Below are 17,618 nucleotides of genomic sequence, written 5' to 3' on the forward strand. Positions count from 1 at the left end.
TTATCCTTGTATCAAGCTTAATAGGTCAATAAGTGGCGCTGGATAGCAAGAAAGAACTAAAATGGCTACGAAAGAAGTTGCACCCACTAAAACTGCTTGCCAAGGCTTTGCAAGCTTTTCTTCAGCAGCAGGCGCTTCTGCAAGCATGACTGCAATGATTCTCAAATAGTAATAGGCTGAAAGAATGGTCGTCAATAGAGCAACAATGACTAAGCTATAATACCCGGCCTGGAATGCCACTTTAAAAATATAGAATTTTGCAAGAAATCCAGCCGTTGGCGGAATGCCTGCTAAAGTCAGAAGACAAACAGCCAACATTCCTGCAAGCCATGGAGAGCGTCTAAAAAGGCCATGCAGGTCCTGAAGCATGACTCCCTTGCTGTCATGATCGAGAAAAGCAAGCACCGCAAAAGAGCCAAGTGTTGCAATTGCATAAACGGTCAGATAAAAAGCCAGTGAAGTAAGGGCTTCTGGCGTTCCCACAACAACTGGGATCATTAAGAATCCCGCATGAGAAATGCCCGAGTAGGCAAAGAATCGGCGCAATTGCAGCTGACGCAAGGCGACGACGTTGGCATAAATAAGAGTCGCATAAGCCAGCGTGTCAATGACCTGATTCCAAGCCGGATCGAAGTGCGGCAATGCCTCAAAAAAGAGACGAGCAAACGCTGCAAAGGCGCCCGCCTTTGTCCCAACAGCCATAAATGCCGTTACCGGGGTAGAAGCTCCTTCATAGACATCCGGAGCCCACAAGTGGAATGGAACTAGGGCTGCTTCAAAAGCAAGCCCAAGAGTAATCATGGCAATGCCACTGAAGAAAAGGATTTTATCGGCCCTATCAGTCAGGTTTTGGTAGCCTATCAGTAAGACATCTAAACGGGTCGTCCCAAGTGCTCCATACACCAGAGCAATTCCATAGAGTAGAAATGCCGCGGCGATCGATCCCATTAAAAAATACTTAAACGACGACTCATGCGAAATCTCCCATTTCTTCATGTAGCCGCATAAAATGTAAAGCGAGATGGAGAGGGTTTCAATACCAAGAAACAGAGTTAGAAAGTCGGCAGCCGCTCCAATCAGGATCAAGCCAAAGACGGCTGACAAAAGAAGGAAAAAGAATTCCCCGTGCGTGGCCTTAAAGCGCTGGAAAAAAGAGGCCGCTAAGAAGGCTGCTCCAATGCCGACTGACATGAAGAAAATGGTGAAAAACTTAGCAAGCGAATCGAATCGAATCCATGGAGTGAGGAGCCGATTGTCGCTTGCAGGAGCCATAAAAGTTAGAAAAATGCCTAAGGCAAAGCCAGCGGTTGCGATGAGATACGCATACTTTGCAGAAAACTCTTCTGCAAAGCTTTCAATGACAATGATGATAAACGCTGTGAATAACACAATCAGTAATGGGCTAACAGCAGCCAGATCAACGAGACTCAAAGAGGTATTCATTACATCTCCTCAGCAATTGCTTGCATAGCAACGGTTGTGTTGTTTTCAGCGGTCGGTTCAAGGTGTTGGAGCACTGCCATTGGATATAGACCAATCCATAGAATCAAGGCAACAAGCGGCATAGCAAGCGCCATTTCTTTATTCGATAGATCGATCCAGTTGCTTCGAAAGGGACTTGGCTCATCAAAATAGACCTTTTGCATCCAGCGAAGCATATAAATGACGGACAAGACGATCGTGAGTCCGAGGAACCCAGTTAACCAGGGGTGTTCGCTAAAAAGGGCAAAGAAGATCAGCAGTTCGCCAACAAAATTATTGGTTCCGGGGAGGGCCGCCGAAGAAAGCACAAAGAAAAGGGTTAGCCAGCACAGCTTTGGCAAATATCTGGCAAGCCCGCTTGCCGAACCAATGGCCGTTGACTGCAGACGGCTTTCTAACCAACCGGCAGCAAGGAAAAGAGCCGTAATGGTAATGCCATGATTCAAAGCTTGTAAAATCGCCCCTTCCTTGGCCAAAGGGTTCCAGATAAAAAGGCCGACTAAAATGAAATTCACGTGGGAAAAGCTTGAATAAGCAAGTAAGCGCTTAAAATCGCTCTGACGCCAAGCAGCTAATCCTCCATAGAACACTCCGGCAATGGCCAATCCAAGCAACCACGGACTCCAGGCCTTTAAAACCTCTGGAAAAAGCCCAAGGCCAATGCGTAAAATCCCATAGATTCCAGCTTTTGACAAGAGGGCTGAAAGCAAAATGGTTGCACTCGTTGAAGCCTGATAATAGGTATCTGGCAACCAAGCATGAAAGGGGAAAAGAGGCGTTTTGACGGCAAAAGCTAATAAAAAAATCAAAGCCAGTGCACTTGCATAAGGCGTTGTTTTAGTAACAGAGGCTAGTTGCTCCATATTAAATGTCGCTGCCCCATTCGCTTGCGCAATAAAATAGAGGGCTAAAACAGCCGCGGTCATTAAAACAGAGCCCGCAAACATGTAAAGGATAAATTTGATCGCCGCCGAGTGGCGCTGCGCCCCGCCCCACATATTGATCAGGAAGTAAAGAGGCAGGAGCATGGCTTCCCAAAAGATAGTAAAGAAAACTAAATCGCGGGCCGTAAAAAAGCCTATGACCAATCCTTGCAAAAGCAAAACGAGCCCATAAAACGCACGTGGAAACATCAGCGTTTGACTATTGACAGCCAACAGGACAATCGGGATAACCAGTGCTGTTAGATATAAAAAAACCAACGATAGGGCATCAACCTGCAAATGAAAAGCAATCGAAAGAGCTGGAAACCAGGCATAATCGACAGATGATCCAATCCAATTGGCATGTTTACTCAGCAATAATAGAAGAGGAATGAGGCTTAGCGTCGCAGATATTCCCTTCAACAATCTTTTTGCTTCGATTGGAAAAATGAAGAGGAGCGCTGAAGCAATAAATGGTATCAAAAACAACCACATCAAGTTAGGCATGAAATCCCTCTGTAATGAAATAAACGATCAAAAAGGCGCTTCCTGTCACAATCCAAGCGATGTAAGAGCGAACTTGCCCGCTTTGAATCAACTGCATCCACTTTGATAAGCTTTGCACAGCTCTAGCCGAAAATGTCATCGACTTTTCAAAGATACGGGCTTCAAAAAACTCAACGATTAGCGAAGCAAGCGATTTAAGAGGGCGCACGACTAGCCTTCCGTAAAGGTCTTCAACATAAAAAGAATGGCGCAGTAAGGCCCAGGGCTGTCCGAGTCGTTGATAATAGCGTGTATAAATAAGGGCAGAAGCTCCAACCCCCAAAAAGGAGCCAAGAAGAGCCATCCACACTTGGAGCGATAAGTGCAGGCCTGTACTCAATTCTCTTTCATGCGAGCTAATTCCAAGTTCTTCGAGGAAATACTCGAGTGGTGGAATAGAAGTGAATGCAAATCCGAGAAAACCGCCAATGAGTGTAAGAATGGCCAAGATCGAAAGAGGCATTAGCATCACAGGCGGCGCTTCCTTAACATTTCTCAGCAGCTCTCTGCTGGCACGAGGCTCACCAGTAAAGGTCAGGCAATAGGCCCGGATCATGTAAATACCCGTAAGAATAGAAGCTGCCAGGCCTACAAAAAAGAGACTATCTGATCCTTGCAAGTGCTCCAGCTCTAAAATCAAATCTTTACTGAAGAAAGCAGCAAAGGGAGGAACGCCTGCCAAGGCCAATGCTCCTAACAAAAATAGCCAGTGCGTTTTAGTAAAAATCTTAGATAATCCCCCCATTTTGTCCATGGAAGTCGTGTCATGCATCATATGCACAACATTACCTGCTGAAAGGAAAAGAAGAGCCTTGACAAAGGCATGGATAGTCAAGTGGAACATGGCCGCATAATAAGCTCCAACACCACATGCTAAAAACATCAAGCCGAGCTGGCTGACTGTCGAATAGGCTAATACACGCTTGAGATCCGTTTGAGCCAGGGCACAAAAGGAGGCGAAGAGAGCCGTCGCTCCCCCAACAATACCAATCACATGCAATGTCTCTGGAGATAGGCTGAAGAGTGTATGCATGCGGACGACTAAATACACGCCAGCCGTTACCATGGTAGCCGCATGGATAAGAGCAGACACTGGAGTTGGGCCTTCCATCGCATCTGGCAGCCAATTATAGAGCGGCAATTGTGCCGACTTTCCTGTGGCGCCCCAAAAATACAATAAAGTAATAGCCGTCAAAACTGGAGCCCCAATGGCAAAGCCTTTCATTGCCATTTGTGAAACAGCTGTAATATCTGTTGTCCCAAATGTCTGCAAGGTTAGCAAGAGTCCGAGCAACAGTCCCAAATCCCCGATACGGTTCACAACGAAGGCTTTGGTGGCCGCCTGAGCCGCTGCCGGACGAGTATACCAAAATCCGATGAGAAGATAGGAAGCCAAGCCCACACTTTCCCAGCCAATAAAAAGGAGGATCAGGTCGCCAGCAAGCACAAGGAGCAGCATGGCAAAAATAAAGAAATTAAGGCAGGCAAAATAGCGGGCAAAATCGCTCTCATGATCCATGTAGCCGATGGAATAGATGTGAATTAAAAAACCGACTCCCGTCACAATCAGGGTCATTAAGAGAGAGAGCGAATCAAGATGAAGGCTGAAGTTGACCTCAATCCCTGGAAGGGAAAGCCAGTTGAACAAGTGGAGAGTTTGAGGGATCATTCCTCCTTGAACATAGAAAGGAAGGACACCCGCAAAGCAAGCAAAGGCTAGCAAAACAGTCCCGCAACCTATTAATCCCGCTAAGCGGCGACCTATGCGGTTTGAGGCCATTAATAACGTTAAAAAACCCAACAAAGGCAGGGTGAGTCCGAGGCTGATGGCATTTAGCATTTTATCCTCTCAACAGATTGTACTGATCGACATCGACGACTTGTTTAGCGCGGAACATATTAATGATAATTGCCAATCCAACAGCGGCTTCGGCTGCTGCGACGACTAAGACAAAGAAAACCCAAATGAGTCCGATTTCATTGCCCCAGTGGTGTGCAAAGGCGACAAAGAGAAGATTGGCAGCATTGAGCATGAGCTCGACCGACATGAAAATAATTAAGGCATTGCGCTTGACGAGCACGCCTATAATCCCAAGAATAAACATGATCATGCTGATGAACACACTAAATAAAATGTCCATTTATCTCTCCTTTCGTCCGATGTAGAGTGCGCCGACGACGGCGACTAAAAAAATTAAAATGACAGCTTCAAAAGGGAAAAAGAAGTCGAGGTAGAGTAAGCGCCCGAGTGAATGAGCCGAGCCAAATTCCGCCGGCAATGCTTGAGTTGCAGTAGGTAGGGAAGTGAGGTGGAATCCAAGAAATAAGAAAGCTGCTGCAAACGCTGCTGCTGCCCCAACTAAAATTGCCTTTTTGCTTTGCGGCTGGTATTTGTGAATTTGTTGGTGGACGTCTTGAAAAAGAACGATCACAAACATAAAAATCACCAAAATTGCGCCTGCATAAATCAGAATCTGCATCACTGCAATAAATTGAGCTGACAACTCCAAATATAGTGCCGCAAGAGAAAGGAGTGTCAAAAGAAAGCATAAGCTTGCATGAACAGGCTTGCTGGTCAGGATAATTCCCAAAGAAGAGAGAATGAGTAAAATGCCGAATATCCATTGGTCGAGGGTGGCGAAGGAGGTCATGTCTAATCAAATCTCCCTATTTGGGTCACGTCCCGAATCACCAGGAGCTTTCTCTGTTAGCATCTCTTTTGTATAAATCAAAGATTCCCGGGTATAACCTGCGAGCTCGTATTCATTGCTTAAAATGATGGCGCCTGTCGGGCATGCCTCTTCACAGTAGCCGCAAAAGATGCAGCGCAGCATGTTAATTTGAAAATCGGATGCATAGCGTTCCCCATGGGAATGCATGTCACCCGGCTCATTTTGCGCAGGTTTAACGTAAATGGCTTGTGCAGGGCAAACAATGGCACACAGTTCACAGCCGACGCATCTTTCAAGGCCGTCATTCCATTTAGTCAAATAATGGCGCCCTCGGGAACGCGTGGGCAAAATGCGCTTTTCCTCCGGATAACGAATCGTAACGGGGCGTTGAAAAGCATGCTTTAACACGATAAACAGCCCTTTAATCATTATCGTTACTTTATGGATTGTATCTCTCATTATTACACCAGCGTAAAGTAAGCAGTTACGATTAAGTTGACGATTGCAAGCGGAATCAGGACTTTCCAGCCAAAGCTCATGAGTTGATCGTAGCGGAAGCGAGGCATCGTGGCTCGCACCCACATGAAGATAAATACAAAAACAGCCACTTTAACAAGAAGCCATAGGACTGGAATATTGCCTGGGCCATGCCATCCGCCAAAGAAAAGTGTGGCTGCAATGGACGATACAGCCAAGATGTTGATATATTCGCCTAAGAAAAAAATGGCAAATTTCATTCCACCGTATTCTGTGTGATAACCCGCCGTCAGCTCCTGCTCGGCTTCAGGTAAATCAAAAGGAGCGCGATTTGTTTCAGCAAAAGCCGTAATAAAATAAATCAAAAAGCTGACCGGATTGGTCCAAATAAGCCAATGGTGCTGCTGAGCATCCACAATCTCGCGCAGGCTCAATGTTCCAGTCGATAAAACCACTGTCAAGAGCGAAAGGCCCATTGGAATTTCATAACTAATCATTTGAGCCGTTCCGCGCAAACCTCCAAGGAGGGAATAGCGATTATTGGATGCCCATCCAGCTAATACAACCCCATAAACTGCCAAAGATGCAAAGGCTAATAAAAAAACAATACCAACATTGAGGTCGGCAATCTGCAGACTAACGGCCCGCCCTCCAATCTCTACAACTCCTCCAAAGGGAATTAAAACAAAGATGAAAAGTGCTGTAAAAAGGGAGATGCCGGGTGCAAGCCAGTAGACAAACGTTTCGACATCTGCTGGCTGGAAACGTTCTTTACACAAAAGTTTGATTCCGTCCGCAAGCGGTTGAAATAATCCAAGCGGACCAACTCGTACAGGCCCCATGCGTAGCTGTAAACGCGCCATGACAATGCGCTCTAAAAATGTCATGTAGGCAGCTGCTGTGAAAAGCACAAGCATCACGAGCCCACTCTTAATGAGAATCACAATTAAGTCATCTAACATAACTATACTTCTTTTTGTATGTCGATTGACATGCCATTCATTAAATTGACTCCCAGTTCATGAGCTGGAATCTCATCAAACCCAAGAGGTATGACAACCGTCTCTTCAGCCACTTGTGAATCATACTTTATCTTAGCTCGTATCGATTGCCCATTAGCCGTGAGCAGCACCATGTCGCCATTTTGAAGCCCTTTTTTCTCAGCTTCCTTAGGATGCATGCGAAGGCGGGAAGCCTTGGCTAATTGAATCAAATGAGGATCATGCTTCATGCGAACCCCATTATCGAAAAGCGCTGTAGAAAAGACAGCCTTCAATCCACCAGACGATTGCACAGAAGCTTTGATTCCTATTTTTTCAGCACTCGTATCCTGGTGCTTGATGGCCAGATGAGTATGTTCCATAAATGCAGAAAAGGCAGGCTCAAATGTCAAATACAGTCCCAACTTTTCGGCAATCGCAAGAAAAATGGCAGCATCGCTATAGCGATCAGGGGGAATTTCTTTACCAGGATGAAGAGCTTGGATGCGCTGCTCGATATTAATAAAGCTTCCCGCCTTTTCCAAACTCGAAAGAGTGGGCAGTACGACATCGGCCTGGCTTGCCGTTTCCGTCAAAAACAGATCTTGTACAACTAAGAAGCCCATTTTTTTTCGAGCCGGCTGCCAGAGCTTTTCTGGATAGCGCTTTGCGGGATTGGCTCCGGCTACATAAAGAAAATCCCAGCCAGACTCTGCTGCTGTTTCCAGCACCTGTACTGCATTCAATCCAGGATTTGCTATCTTGCTTCCAAGAGGCCCAAGATCTGGGCGCATACCAGCAAGGCGAGCCCCCATGCTATTTCCCTTACCTTCTAAAATATTCAAGGTGAGATGCGGATACCCCTGGCGCATATTTAGGAGCTTATTCAAGATGACTGCACGGTTAGGGTTTGCCAAATATTGACTTCCCACAAAGATGGCACCTTTTTTACCCCCTTGAGCCCATTCATTAAGCGTAGAAAGGTGCTGGTTCAAGGCTTCCAACTCTCTTCCTGGGGCATGCAAAACTGTTTTAGTCAAGTGACGAGCCATTTCAGGAGCGAAATTACCCATGAAGAGTACTTTAGTACCATGATTAATCGCCTGCTTGAGGCGTAGCCAAATGACAGGAAACTCTTCTGTTAAATCTACTCCCAATAAGATGGCAAAAGAAAGGGATTCACACTCCCCGATTGATTGCTCCATGCCAGGGGCTAATATTTCTTCTTCGAGATTAATGATCGGCATTCCTACTCTGTGATCGATATGATTGACCCCAGCTCCTTTGCGAATTAGCTCTTGAAAAAGATAATTTTCTTCGGTCGTCAGTGGATTGCCCCCAATTCCTGCAATTTTTTGCTTGGCTTTAGCAATCTGCATTTTAGATGCGATCAAAGAAAGCGCTTCTTCCCAGCTAGCAGGCTGAAGCTCGCCAGACTTGCGTATTAAAGGCGTTTGCAAGCGGCTTGGATCAGTCACGTATTCGTAACCAAACCACCCCTTATCGCATAACCAGATATCATTGACAGCTCGATTTTCTCTTGAGCGTGTACGTACGATTTCTCCATCGCGCGAGTCAAGGGTTAGGCTGCAGCCAACAGGACACAGTGTACAAGTACTAGGTGAAGGATCGTTATCCCATGGCCTGGCGCGGAATCGATAAACCTGACTCGTCAAGGCGCCAACCGGGCATAAAGAAATCGTATTACCGATGAATTTTGATTCTGCTGGCAGATTGTCTGGTGTTCCCACTTCCGTTTTAAAACCGCGCTCTTTCATCTCGAGGGCATGATCTCCAGCAACTAGATCTCCGAAACGGGTGCAGCGTGCGCAAACAATGCAGCGCTCGCGGTCGAGCATTAGAACAGGGCCTAAAGGAAGAGGCTTGACAAAGCGTCTTTTATCTTCAAAAAATTGACTCTCGCCCGGGCCGTGCTTCAAAGTTTGATCTTGCAAAGGACATTCCCCTCCTCGATCGCAAATGGGGCAATCAAGAGGATGGTTGATAAGCAAAAGCTCTAAAATTCCTTCTCGCGCTTCGACCGCCGTTGAACTTTGGGTCTTGACAACCATTCCTTCAGCAGCTTCCAACGTACAAGACGTTTGAGGTTTGTTCATCTTTTCCACTTCGACCAGGCACATCCGGCAAGCTCCAAAAGGAGGCATTCGATCTTGGTAGCAGAAAATGGGGATATCGATGCCCATTAACTTCGCCGCCTGATAAACGGTCGTGCCTTTTGGAACGCTGATTGCTTTTCCATCGATTGTTAGATTGATCATGCTGGTTTCTACTGTCATAGTCTACACATAGGGATAAGATATTTTCATTTCGGGACGTTTATCGGCATTGCTATTTCTTCGAATATACGTTTCAAACTCTTCTCTAAATTCACGAATCGCGCTAACGACCGGAGGGGCCGCTCCTGGCGCCAATGGGCAAAAGGAGTTCATTTCCATCTGATGGCACACCTGTTCAATGACCTTTAAATCGCCTATCGTTCCTCCACCAGACAATATTCTAGAAAGAATCTGCTTGGTCCAGCGGGTGCCTTCTCGGCAAGGTGTGCATTTTCCGCATGACTCATTTTGATAAAATTCCATCAAACGAGCCGCCACCTTAACCATATCGACAGAATCATCCATGACAATGATAGAGGCTGTACCAAGCATCGATTTTTTTGCGGCAACGCTATCAAAATCCATAGAGATATCAAGATCTCTTTGCGTCAAGAGGGAGCAGGAAGATCCTCCTGGATAACACGCTTTAAATGACCGGCCAGGGAGCATCCAGCCGGCAGTTTCCAATACCTCTCTTAATGGCACTCCAAGTGGAAATTCAAAGCAGCCAGGCTTTTGGACCATGCCGCTTACCTGAAAAATCTTGGTACCGGTATTTTTCGGTTTACCAATGCTTTGAAACCATTCCACTCCTCTATTCACGATGTGGACGACGTTACAGAGCGTTTCCACATTGTTCACGATGGTGGGCTTTCCGTAGAGACCCGAGACCGCAGGAAAAGGAGGCTTCAAGCGAGGCGTTGCACGGTATCCCTCTAATGAGTTTAACTGAGCGGTTTCTTCTCCGGCAATGTAGGCACCAGCACCTGGGTGAACGACAATATTTAAAGAAAAATCCGACCCAAAAAGAGGGGTGCCTAAAAAGCCGCGACTTTTAGCTTCTTGAATTGCCCTGCGAAGCTTTTTGTTGCCTTCATAGAACTCTCCGCGGCAGTAGATGAAAGCTTGTTTGGCCCCAATTGCGTAGCAGGCTAATATGATTCCCTCAATGAGCTGGTGAGGATCGTGTTCAATAATGTAGCGGTCTTTAAAAGTTCCGGGCTCGCTTTCGTCGCAGTTGCAAACAAGATATTTGGGAAGAGCTGGGTCTTTAGGAATAAAACTCCATTTCAATCCAGTCTGAAAACCTGCCCCTCCTCGGCCTCTCAGCCAAGATTGTTTAACCATGTCAGTTAACTGTTCGGGTGCAGTGCCAGGAATCGCTTTTCGGATGGCTTGATACCCTCCATTTTTCTCATATGTATCAATGCAGCACTGCTCAGGATCTTGCATAAAGGCTGTTAAAACGCGCATTTCAGGCATGTTCAACCTCTTTGATAGAGATAGGAGATGGATGTCCATGCCCTTTTTTGGCTTCGTCAACAATGCGGTCAAGATCGCCCACTTCTACAGGGCCCATAACCTTATCATCGACAATCATCATGGGTGCGCGGTCGCAAGCTGCTAGGCATTCAGAGGCAATGACTGTAAACACGCCATCTTGAGTCGTTTCTCCAGGAGAAACCCGCAGTTTTTGGCACAGCCGGGCAAGCAAACCGTCGGATCCCCTAAGCATGCAAGAAACATTCTTGCAGACATGAATCACATGTTTTCCAAGCGGTTCTTCAAAAAACATGTCGTAAAATGTCACGACAGCATTGACTTCATTAGGATCAATTTCAAAAAGTGAGGCCACTTCATTTTGTATTTCTCGTGGCAGATACCCCATTTCGGCCTGGGCCAAATGAAGCGCTGGAATAAGCGCCGAGCGTTTTTCAGGATATAAGGCCTGTAAGTCCAATATAGCTTTTCTTGTTTCTTCACTTAGCATTAGCGATCAACATCTCCTAAAATAGGGTCTACACTAGCAATTGCAACGACAACATCAGAAATAACATGTCCCGGTAGCACCTCTTTCAACACCTCGATGTGGGAAAAAGAAGGTGAACGCACGCGAAGGCGATAAGGCTTTGGAGACCCGTCACTAATCAGGTAATGGCCCAGCTCTCCTCTAGCAGATTCAACACAGTTATACATTCCGCCAACTGGTGGATGGATGCCTTCAGAAACCAATTTAAATTGATGGATCACAGCTTCCATGCTGCGGGCAAGCTCGCGGCGCGGAGGGAGGGCCACTTTGCGGTCGTTAGTTAAAACCGGGCCAGGCTTTAAGCGACCTAGGGCCTGTTCAATGATAGAAAGACTTTGCCTCATCTCTTCCATGCGAACCAAGTAGCGTGCATAGGAATCGGCTTCGTGATAAGTTGGAATGTCGAATTGATACGTTTCATATCCCAAATAGGGATATGCCTTGCGAATGTCGTAAGCAACGCCAGCTCCCCGTAGAACAGGTCCAGTGCACATGTATTGCTTGCAAAGCTCTTCATCAATGACTGCAACGCCTTTTAAACGCTCGCACCAAACGTAATTGTTGGTCAAAAGATTATCCAATTCTTTCCAGATTTTTGGAAAACCTTTAATAAACTCTCTTAAATTCGCCTCAAAATTAGGATCTAAATCGCGCGAAAGCCCACCAATGCGCCAGACAGAGGGAAACATGCGCGCGCCTGAAAACTCTTCAAACAAGTCGAGAATTTTTTCCCTTTCAGCAAAGCTGTACATGAAGACAGAGGACATATTGAGCTCTAAAGCACTCGTTCCTGCCCATATCAAGTGGCTCGCAATCCTTGATAACTCTAGCAAGATGATGCGAATCGTTTGAGCTCTTTCAGGAACTTCAACTTGCATCATACGTTCAACGGCACCTGCAAAAGCCTGCTCTTCAGCCGGACCAGATAAATAATCTAGGCGATCGACCAGCGTAAAGACCTGATGATAGGTCCTTGATTCGCACTCTTTTTCAACGCCAGTATGTAAATAGCCGATGACGGGATCGCAGGACAAAACAACTTCACCTTCGAGCCTGAGCTTAAGCCGCAATACGCCGTGGGTAGAGGGATGCTGGGGCCCCAGGTTAAGCTCCATCACATCGCCTGTTTCCTCGAGCTGTCTAAGATACTCTTTGTCTACTTTTGTCATATGAAATAATCTGTGAAGGTACTTTTGGTTTTACATCATGTTTGAATTGAACAGGCTCTTCCGTCAAAGCATAGTCGCGAAGCATGGGATGGCCGCGCCAATCATCTGGCATTAGGATGCGACTCAGGTCTGGATGCCCCTCAAAGTGTACACCAAACATATCAAACAGCTCGCGCTCAAACCAATTCGCTCCACGCCAAAGATCGGCCACAGACGGGATCCGCTCTGATCGCTCAATTGACACAATGATGCGAATTCTCTCTAAACTCGTGGGATTATGTAAGAAGTAATGAATCTGAGTGCGCTTGATGGGAAAAAGATAATCAACCGCCGTCAAATCCATGAGGACATCATACTTAGAGTCCACCCCGGCTCTTAGAAAGCCAAGAATGTCCTTTAATTCTTCTTTGTGTACCTCAACAGTTGTTTCTCCTTTGAATACGATTTCATCCAAGATAGCGCCTTCGAACTTTTCTTTTAGCTGTTGAACGACTTGTGCAGTTGTCATGATCATCTATATCCACCTGTAAAGGAGCTTCCCTCTTTAATTTTTTTCTGCAGTGCGATAAGAGCATCAAGTAAAGCTTCCGGACGGGGAGGACAACCTGCTAAATAAACATCGACAGGTACGATTTTATCAACCCCTTGAACAATGGCATAATTATTGTAAACGCCGCCGCACGAGGCGCAATCCCCCATCGCAATAACCCATTTAGGCTCCAACATTTGCTCATAAATCGTTTTCAGGACCGGTGCCATTTTTTGACTCACACGGCCTGCTACAATCATGACATCGCTTTGACGCGGGGACGCACGAAAGACCTCCATTCCAAATCGAGCCATATCATAGCGACTGGCAGCTGTCGACATCATTTCAATTGCGCAGCAAGCAAGTCCAAATTGAGCAGGCCAAAGAGAATTGCTGCGCCCCCAATTGATTAATTTTTCGAGTGGGGCGATTAAAAACGGTGTTTTTTCCTGGTGTGTCATTCCCATTCTAGACCTCTCTTGCGCCATACGTAGGCGAATCCCACTAAAAGAGCCAATAAAAAGAAAGCCATTTCGTAAAAAGCAAATACTCCAATCTGCTTGGCGACCACCGCCCAAGGATAAAGGAAAATGACTTCGATATCAAAAACCAAGAACATCAATGCCACTAAATAGTGGCGCAATGGAAAACGTTTTTGTAAAAGATGCGTCTCAGTTTGAATGCCGGATTCGTACGGCATGAATTTTGTCTTACTCGTTTTTTTAGAAGGAAAAAGACCTGACAATCCCAAAACGACTAATGTCACAATAAGGGTTAGAACGAAGTAAACGTGAACCGGAAAAAAATCAGACACTTAATCCTCTTCCATATGAACATTTCAAAAATTTCGATTCAATTTATACTGAAGCCATTTCGATCGTACCTGAAATCTAAGCTTCATATTCATATCAGTAACGCTGGCACACTGTCAATTTTTTTAAACTTAAAATTTTAACTAGATCTCCCTAAATTTTCAGTAACCTGCCGAAGACACCTCATCCATTGACTGTGTCTTTGAAATTTGTTATATAAAAAAAGATTTAACCTAAGATTACCCCTGTTTAATGTCTGCCTATGGCACTTATGAATGATCCATCTTCCTTAGCCATCCATTTAAAAGATGCCATTCGCTCGCTGAACTATCGACGAGTCAATGAACTAATTCAAAATCCAGCCTTTCCAGCCCTTTCAGCCAAAGAATTGGATGAAGCCTTGGAGACGGCTACTCCCATTCTGCAAGATCATGAAATCCTTCAGAGCATTCTGCAACATCCTTCTGCGGCTGAATTATCGCCCAAGACCGTTGGTTACTTGATGATCGCAGCCATCCGAGAAGGAAGTCCGGAATTGATGAATTCTTTTTTAGAACACCCCCACTTTAGAGACATTTCTCCACGGCAAGCCGAACAAATCGGTTTAGATGCCCTGGAATTTCAAGGAAAAGATCTAATCCTGCATTTATCCCGTTTTAGCACTTTCAGATTGATTTTTGAAAAGCATTTTGCGGAAGTCGTCCGCTGTGCAATTCGCACAAAAAACTTAAGCTGGATGCATGAATTGTATCAGCAAGAACGCTTTGCCGAAATAGCCAGCCAACTATTTCCAGATCTCATTCGATGGGCTTTTAAGCGCAGGGATAAGCGGCTGCTACATGTCGCTATTCAGCCTCTTCATTTCGATGCCCAAGCCGAAACAGTTTTAAGACAAGCCCTCTTTGACAATGCTTTGACAGATACGCTTGGAAACAGGCATGAAATTGAATATCGTCTGATCCAGCTTCTTCTCAAACACCGCGACTACTTGTCACTTTCTTCACTTATGTTGCAATGGTTCTTAGAAAAGGCACTCTTTTTAAAGAATATGCCTCTTTTTCGCCACTTGCTTCATCATCCAAGCTACCCCTCATTGACGAGTGAAGGAGTGGCGCAGTTGCTCGTTCAAGTCTTGTCAAGCAGCGAAGAGGAGCTGACAGATAAGCTACGGCATCATTCCCAATTTAAACTGATCACAGGAGCTCACTTAGGAGGGATCTTGGAAGAAGCCGTTCGAATGAAGCACCAAAGCATGATTAAGGCAATTCTCCACCATCCCAATTTCGCACAAATTCCTGAAGACTCTTTTAAGCGCATGGCTATCTTGCACATGCAAACTGGCGACCGGGGGCTGCAGCACAGCTTGTTGGAAGAGCCTCATTTACATGCTAAATATGGCCAAATGATTTATGAAGCCATTCGTCGCAATGAAAGCCCACTAATCGAGCAATTGATTAACGATCCCATTTTAAAAAGCGAACTCCTCGCTCAATTTGTACGCTATGCAGAAACGGATGAGTTATTTGTCAGCCACTACGTCATTCGAGATATCTTACGCCAATTTTTCCTTACACAAGATGCTGCTTTGATCGCCCCCTTGCTTACCCTTTCGCTGTTTCGTGACAGAGTCAAAGAATTAGTCGATCAGTCTATTCAATTCGATGATGAGAACCTCATCGAAAATGCTCTCTTAAGCGATCTTTTAAGAGATCTCTTTCTTGAAGGATTGAAGGCCGCTTCCAAAAAAGATCGGCAACGTTTGTACCACCTCTTTACGTCTAATCCAGATTTTCAGAAGAAACCAGCCAGGCTAATCCAAGAGATTCAAAGATGGAACGTATAGGATGGAATGCCCGGAACTTAGTATTCATTCAGGCCTTCGTAAAGCCTATGATTGAGCCATTTTTTGGAATCAATATGACTTGAATGGCTTTATGGACCTGCCTGCAACGATCAATTGCCCATTAAATTTCTTTTTTACTCCCTTGAAAAATAATGTTTCTCCGCACATGATAGGCATAACCCTTCACAGCGCGATATCAAGCCCTCACTCAACTCATGATAAGACGACTCTTTGATCCTCCAACATAAAAAGGACCTGCCATGGACTGCTCGACTCTTTATCCCTTAAGCTCAAAAGACCTCATTTTTCTTAAGCACTTTATCACGAATCCAGCCATTCACATTGGCGATTACACCTATTACCACGACACCGATCGCCCAGAAGCATTTGAAAAAGAGAATGTAGCTCTTTTATACGACTGTGAACTGCATATTGGCAAGTTCTGCCAAATTGCACAAGGAACCAAATTCATCATGAGCGGTGCCAATCATCAGATGAATGGATTTTCCACATTTCCTTTTTTCATTTTTGGGGATAAATGGGCAGATTACACTCCCAGTTTTCCAAAGAAAGGTCATACGGTCGTCGGTAATGATGTCTGGTTTGGCCACCAATCTGTAATCATGCCAGGCATTAAAATTGGGGATGGAGCTATTATAGGAGCCTATGCGGTCGTAACTAAAGATGTTCCTCCTTATTCAATTGTTGGCGGAAATCCAGCAAATATCATTCGACACCGCTTTGACGAATCAACAATTAAAAAACTACAAGTCATTCAATGGTGGAACTGGGATGTGGAAAAAATTACCCGCAATATCCCCCTCATTGTTTCCGCTGATCTTGAAAAATTAGAAACCGCCTCATAAGGGTCTTTCTTTAACATCTTTAAACGATTTTAATAATAGTTGATTAAAATACCCGAAACTGAAAAACGTAAAGATAATTGTTTATTAAATAAAAATTTAATAAAATAAATTTAGACCCAAAATAGTTGAAAATCTAAAAACGTTCGCTTAAAAAACATAACAAGCTAATTATTAACATCTTTGATAAATACGAGCCATTTTAAGACTTGTACAAAGATCTTTAAAGAGAGCGCATCCACTTGCTAATTAGTTACTTAGCTCTTTTACTGGTCTAATAAGTCAGATAAAAGCTCTTGTTTAGATTAATAATGCTTAAAACTACTACATAAGGAGTTTACCATGTTGATGAAACCCTATCAGTTATTCACTGCCTTTTTGATATGTTTGATGGGTTTTTCGGCGGCCCTGCAGGCTGAGCCGGCTCAAGTTGTCGAAGCTCCAGCCACTCCAAAGATTCAAGCGATTGTTTTTGATTTTGGTGGCGTCATAGCAAAGGGTGATAAAGCTGAGATTGGCGAATTTATTGCCAAAGAATTTAACATTTCGCAAGCCGAAGCCATGCAAGTCCAAGACGAGTTAAAGCTTTATCTGGTTAATGGTGGAACAGAGGAAAACTTTTGGAAAGAGTATGCGACTGAAAACGGCCATCAGCTTCCGAGTGATTGGCTCGAGCAATTGGACAACACACGCTTGAAAGCCATTAAGGAAATCCCCGGCATGGTACAGGTCGTCAAAGAACTGCAGCAAATGGGCTACCAGACTCCGTTGCTTTCCAATGTACGTATGAGCCAAGCGCGCTTAAAGAGGCAGCTTGGTTACTATGATATGTTCTATCCAGTCTTATTATCTTATGAGATTGGGGCTGACAAGCCTGGTGTAAAGGCATATGAAATTTTGCTAGAGCGCTTAAAAATGGCGCCTGGAACGTTGCTTTTCGTTGATAATAAAGCAGACAATGTTGCAGCGGCTAAAATGATGGGCATAGACGGAGTTGTCTTTGAAAATGCTAAGCAACTAGTTGAAGAATTGCAAAAGAGAGGAATTCATCTCAAAGAAACACCTGCCGATGCAAAGGCCTCCAAAAGCGAAGCCAATGCTGACATCGACTTCTAGTCCATTGGCTTAGTCTACATTTTTCACCAAGGAAACTCATTTCCTTGGTGAAAAAGCCTC

General features: G+C 45.0%; 16 protein-coding genes and 1 pseudogene. 3 read left to right on the forward strand and 14 right to left on the reverse strand.

Features of this window, described 5'->3' with window-relative positions:
* The 14 genes and pseudogenes from PNK_RS08650 to PNK_RS08715 all read right to left on the reverse strand — a co-directional run bounded on the left by PNK_RS08650 (position 1) and on the right by PNK_RS08715 (position 13,738).
* Entirely contained in the window at positions 1–1,443 is a 1,443-nt protein-coding gene (locus tag PNK_RS08650; protein WP_059061514.1) for an NADH-quinone oxidoreductase subunit N, read from the reverse strand.
* On the reverse strand, positions 1,443–2,912 hold the full coding sequence (locus PNK_RS08655) for a complex I subunit 4 family protein (RefSeq protein ID WP_059061516.1): 1,470 nt from the start codon (positions 2,910–2,912) through the stop codon (positions 1,443–1,445). Before PNK_RS08655 ends, PNK_RS08650 begins: the two co-directional genes overlap by 1 nt.
* On the reverse strand, positions 2,905–4,791 hold the full coding sequence (gene nuoL, locus PNK_RS08660; protein WP_059061518.1) for an NADH-quinone oxidoreductase subunit L: 1,887 nt from the start codon (positions 4,789–4,791) through the stop codon (positions 2,905–2,907). Before nuoL ends, PNK_RS08655 begins: the two co-directional genes overlap by 8 nt.
* A gap of 1 nt (position 4,792) precedes the next feature.
* Positions 4,793–5,092, reverse strand: coding sequence for an NADH-quinone oxidoreductase subunit NuoK (gene nuoK, locus PNK_RS08665; protein ID WP_032124085.1), 300 nt, complete (start codon positions 5,090–5,092; stop codon positions 4,793–4,795).
* Positions 5,093–5,602 (reverse strand): NADH-quinone oxidoreductase subunit J family protein, encoded by a 510-nt coding sequence (locus tag PNK_RS08670; RefSeq protein ID WP_032124084.1) that lies wholly within the window; start codon positions 5,600–5,602, stop codon positions 5,093–5,095. It lies immediately after the preceding gene.
* Positions 5,603–5,608: 6 nt separating this feature from the next.
* The gene (nuoI, locus tag PNK_RS08675; protein WP_051981679.1) at positions 5,609–6,082 is read right to left on the reverse strand and encodes an NADH-quinone oxidoreductase subunit NuoI; all 474 of its coding nucleotides are present in this window, start codon (positions 6,080–6,082) and stop codon (positions 5,609–5,611) included.
* Positions 6,083–6,084: 2 nt separating this feature from the next.
* Complete coding sequence (gene nuoH / locus PNK_RS08680) at positions 6,085–7,062, reverse strand: NADH-quinone oxidoreductase subunit NuoH (protein WP_032124082.1); 978 nt, start codon at positions 7,060–7,062, stop codon at positions 6,085–6,087.
* A 2-nt stretch (positions 7,063–7,064) separates the two neighbouring features.
* Positions 7,065–9,377, reverse strand: a complete 2,313-nt coding sequence (nuoG, locus tag PNK_RS08685) for an NADH-quinone oxidoreductase subunit NuoG (protein WP_059061520.1) — start codon at positions 9,375–9,377, stop codon at positions 7,065–7,067.
* Between the two features lie 3 nt (positions 9,378–9,380).
* Positions 9,381–10,679, reverse strand: coding sequence for an NADH-quinone oxidoreductase subunit NuoF (gene nuoF, locus PNK_RS08690; protein WP_059061522.1), 1,299 nt, complete (start codon positions 10,677–10,679; stop codon positions 9,381–9,383).
* Complete coding sequence (gene nuoE / locus PNK_RS08695; RefSeq protein WP_059061524.1) at positions 10,672–11,187, reverse strand: NADH-quinone oxidoreductase subunit NuoE; 516 nt, start codon at positions 11,185–11,187, stop codon at positions 10,672–10,674. Before nuoE ends, nuoF begins: the two co-directional genes overlap by 8 nt.
* Positions 11,187–12,395 carry an NADH-quinone oxidoreductase subunit D gene (locus PNK_RS08700; protein WP_059061526.1) on the reverse strand — a complete coding sequence of 403 codons (1,209 nt, stop codon included), beginning with the start codon at positions 12,393–12,395 and terminating at the stop codon, positions 11,187–11,189. The genes nuoE and PNK_RS08700 overlap by 1 nt, the downstream gene beginning before the upstream one ends.
* Entirely contained in the window at positions 12,367–12,903 is a 537-nt protein-coding gene (locus tag PNK_RS08705; protein WP_059062405.1) for an NADH-quinone oxidoreductase subunit C, read from the reverse strand. Before PNK_RS08705 ends, PNK_RS08700 begins: the two co-directional genes overlap by 29 nt.
* A 26-nt stretch (positions 12,904–12,929) precedes the next feature.
* A pseudogene (locus tag PNK_RS08710) lies at positions 12,930–13,385 on the reverse strand (NADH-quinone oxidoreductase subunit B); the annotation flags it as partial.
* Complete coding sequence (locus PNK_RS08715; protein ID WP_032124076.1) at positions 13,382–13,738, reverse strand: NADH-quinone oxidoreductase subunit A; 357 nt, start codon at positions 13,736–13,738, stop codon at positions 13,382–13,384. The gene PNK_RS08715 and the pseudogene PNK_RS08710, both read right to left, overlap by 4 nt.
* A 269-nt stretch (positions 13,739–14,007) precedes the next feature.
* On the opposite strand from PNK_RS08715, the gene PNK_RS08720 reads away from it, so the two are divergent.
* From PNK_RS08720 to PNK_RS08730, 3 genes are all read left to right on the forward strand, one after another.
* Complete coding sequence (locus PNK_RS08720) at positions 14,008–15,579, forward strand: hypothetical protein (protein WP_158021768.1); 1,572 nt, start codon at positions 14,008–14,010, stop codon at positions 15,577–15,579.
* A 260-nt stretch (positions 15,580–15,839) separates the two neighbouring features.
* Positions 15,840–16,445 (forward strand): CatB-related O-acetyltransferase, encoded by a 606-nt coding sequence (locus PNK_RS08725; protein WP_059061530.1) that lies wholly within the window; start codon positions 15,840–15,842, stop codon positions 16,443–16,445.
* Positions 16,446–16,784: 339 nt separating this feature from the next.
* Positions 16,785–17,558, forward strand: coding sequence for an HAD-IA family hydrolase (locus PNK_RS08730; protein WP_059061531.1), 774 nt, complete (start codon positions 16,785–16,787; stop codon positions 17,556–17,558).
* Positions 17,559–17,618 lie beyond the last annotated feature (60 nt).

The organism is Candidatus Protochlamydia naegleriophila (assembly GCF_001499655.1).
GTDB lineage: Bacteria > Chlamydiota > Chlamydiia > Chlamydiales > Parachlamydiaceae > Protochlamydia > Protochlamydia naegleriophila.

Excerpts from the sequence above, each read along its gene's own strand:
- PNK_RS08670 (WP_032124084.1), bottom strand. The coding sequence starts at position 5,602 with ATGACCTCCTTCGCCACCCTCGACCAATGGATATTCGGCATTTTACTC.
- nuoI (WP_051981679.1), bottom strand. The coding sequence starts at position 6,082 with ATGAGAGATACAATCCATAAAGTAACGATAATGATTAAAGGGCTGTTT.
- PNK_RS08725 (WP_059061530.1), top strand. The coding sequence starts at position 15,840 with ATGGACTGCTCGACTCTTTATCCCTTAAGCTCAAAAGACCTCATTTTT.
- PNK_RS08730 (WP_059061531.1), top strand. The coding sequence starts at position 16,785 with ATGTTGATGAAACCCTATCAGTTATTCACTGCCTTTTTGATATGTTTG.
- nuoE (WP_059061524.1), bottom strand. The coding sequence starts at position 11,187 with ATGCTAAGTGAAGAAACAAGAAAAGCTATATTGGACTTACAGGCCTTA.
- PNK_RS08705 (WP_059062405.1), bottom strand. The coding sequence starts at position 12,903 with ATGACAACTGCACAAGTCGTTCAACAGCTAAAAGAAAAGTTCGAAGGC.
- nuoK (WP_032124085.1), bottom strand. The coding sequence starts at position 5,092 with ATGGACATTTTATTTAGTGTGTTCATCAGCATGATCATGTTTATTCTT.
- nuoG (WP_059061520.1), bottom strand. The coding sequence starts at position 9,377 with ATGACAGTAGAAACCAGCATGATCAATCTAACAATCGATGGAAAAGCA.
- PNK_RS08650 (WP_059061514.1), bottom strand. The coding sequence starts at position 1,443 with ATGAATACCTCTTTGAGTCTCGTTGATCTGGCTGCTGTTAGCCCATTA.
- nuoH (WP_032124082.1), bottom strand. The coding sequence starts at position 7,062 with ATGTTAGATGACTTAATTGTGATTCTCATTAAGAGTGGGCTCGTGATG.
- PNK_RS08700 (WP_059061526.1), bottom strand. The coding sequence starts at position 12,395 with ATGACAAAAGTAGACAAAGAGTATCTTAGACAGCTCGAGGAAACAGGC.
- PNK_RS08720 (WP_158021768.1), top strand. The coding sequence starts at position 14,008 with ATGAATGATCCATCTTCCTTAGCCATCCATTTAAAAGATGCCATTCGC.
- PNK_RS08655 (WP_059061516.1), bottom strand. The coding sequence starts at position 2,912 with ATGCCTAACTTGATGTGGTTGTTTTTGATACCATTTATTGCTTCAGCG.
- nuoL (WP_059061518.1), bottom strand. The coding sequence starts at position 4,791 with ATGCTAAATGCCATCAGCCTCGGACTCACCCTGCCTTTGTTGGGTTTT.
- nuoF (WP_059061522.1), bottom strand. The coding sequence starts at position 10,679 with ATGCCTGAAATGCGCGTTTTAACAGCCTTTATGCAAGATCCTGAGCAG.